Below are 2,150 nucleotides of genomic sequence, written 5' to 3'. Positions count from 1 at the left end.
CTGTTGTTTGAGAACTCAATAGTGTGCCAAGTTTGTTGATACCGATTGTTTTTTGATTGGTTGAATTTATGCCAGGTTGCTGCGCACCCCCGTGTGTGGTGGTCTGGTTTTCAGCTGGTTTCGAATTTTGTGCAGCCGCGTTCCGCCGTTATTTCCGGTGGGTGTGGTTGTGTCTGTTTGATTTGTTTTACTTCAACGGAGAGTTTGATCCTGGCTCAGGATGAACGCTGGCGGCGTGCTTAACACATGCAAGTCGAACGATGATCTGGTGCTTGCACTGGGGATTAGTGGCGAACGGGTGAGTAACACGTGAGTAACCTGCCCTTGACTCTGGGATAAGCCTGGGAAACTGGGTCTAATACCGGATATGACTCCTCATCGCATGGTGGGGGGTGGAAAGCTTTTGTGGTTTTGGATGGACTCGCGGCCTATCAGCTTGTTGGTGGGGTAATGGCCTACCAAGGCGACGACGGGTAGCCGGCCTGAGAGGGTGACCGGCCACACTGGGACTGAGACACGGCCCAGACTCCTACGGGAGGCAGCAGTGGGGAATATTGCACAATGGGCGGAAGCCTGATGCAGCGACGCCGCGTGAGGGATGACGGCCTTCGGGTTGTAAACCTCTTTCAGTAGGGAAGAAGCGTAAGTGACGGTACCTGCAGAAGAAGCGCCGGCTAACTACGTGCCAGCAGCCGCGGTAATACGTAGGGCGCAAGCGTTATCCGGAATTATTGGGCGTAAAGAGCTCGTAGGCGGTTTGTCGCGTCTGCTGTGAAAGACCGGGGCTCAACTCCGGTTCTGCAGTGGGTACGGGCAGACTAGAGTGCAGTAGGGGAGACTGGAATTCCTGGTGTAGCGGTGAAATGCGCAGATATCAGGAGGAACACCGATGGCGAAGGCAGGTCTCTGGGCTGTAACTGACGCTGAGGAGCGAAAGCATGGGGAGCGAACAGGATTAGATACCCTGGTAGTCCATGCCGTAAACGTTGGGCACTAGGTGTGGGGGACATTCCACGTTTTCCGCGCCGTAGCTAACGCATTAAGTGCCCCGCCTGGGGAGTACGGCCGCAAGGCTAAAACTCAAAGGAATTGACGGGGGCCCGCACAAGCGGCGGAGCATGCGGATTAATTCGATGCAACGCGAAGAACCTTACCAAGGCTTGACATGGACTGGATCGCTGCAGAAATGTGGTTTCCCCTTTTGGGGCTGGTTCACAGGTGGTGCATGGTTGTCGTCAGCTCGTGTCGTGAGATGTTGGGTTAAGTCCCGCAACGAGCGCAACCCTCGTTCTATGTTGCCAGCGCGTTATGGCGGGGACTCATAGGAGACTGCCGGGGTCAACTCGGAGGAAGGTGGGGACGACGTCAAATCATCATGCCCCTTATGTCTTGGGCTTCACGCATGCTACAATGGCCGGTACAAAGGGTTGCGATACTGTGAGGTGGAGCTAATCCCAAAAAGCCGGTCTCAGTTCGGATTGGGGTCTGCAACTCGACCCCATGAAGTCGGAGTCGCTAGTAATCGCAGATCAGCAACGCTGCGGTGAATACGTTCCCGGGCCTTGTACACACCGCCCGTCAAGTCACGAAAGTTGGTAACACCCGAAGCCGGTGGCCTAACCCTTGTGGGGGGAGCCGTCGAAGGTGGGACCGGCGATTGGGACTAAGTCGTAACAAGGTAGCCGTACCGGAAGGTGCGGCTGGATCACCTCCTTTCTAAGGAGCTGCTAGCAATGTCTGTCTGCCTGCATGGGTGGGTGGGGGTTGTCAGTGTTGCCCATTGCGCAGGCGTCTGTTCTGCGGTGGGTGCTCATGGGTGGAATATCAACGAATCAAGGTTTTTTGGCATGGCCGTTTGCTGGTTGTGTCCTGGTGTGAGTACGGCAGCCTGTGCCCCCTTGGGGGTGTGGTGTTGTTGGGAAAGCTGCTGGGGCGTGGTTGGTGGGGTTGTGTTTGGCGCACTGTTGGGTCCTGAGGCAACAGGACCTTTTTGCAGCAATGCAGGGGGACACAGTTCTGGTGTTTCTTTTGTTCCTGCTTCCGGTACTGCCCGGGTGCCCCCTTTTTTTGTGGGGGTGTCGTGGTGGTCTGGTTGATGGGGTTGTTGTTTGAGAACTACATAGTGGACGCGAGCATCTAGAACACACACA

1 rRNA gene is annotated in these 2,150 nt (G+C 55.7%); it reads left to right on the top strand.

Annotated elements, in window-relative coordinates:
• Positions 1 to 192 precede the first annotated feature (192 nt).
• Positions 193 to 1,716 (top strand): 16S ribosomal RNA (locus ACIQC5_RS24160).
• Positions 1,717 to 2,150 lie beyond the last annotated feature (434 nt).

Origin of the sequence: Paenarthrobacter sp. NPDC092416, from assembly GCF_044755025.1 — a bacterium.
Lineage (GTDB): Bacteria > Actinomycetota > Actinomycetes > Actinomycetales > Micrococcaceae > Arthrobacter.
The sequence above is the reverse complement of the archived record's forward strand: the minus strand, read 5'-3'. Positions and strand labels throughout refer to the sequence as shown.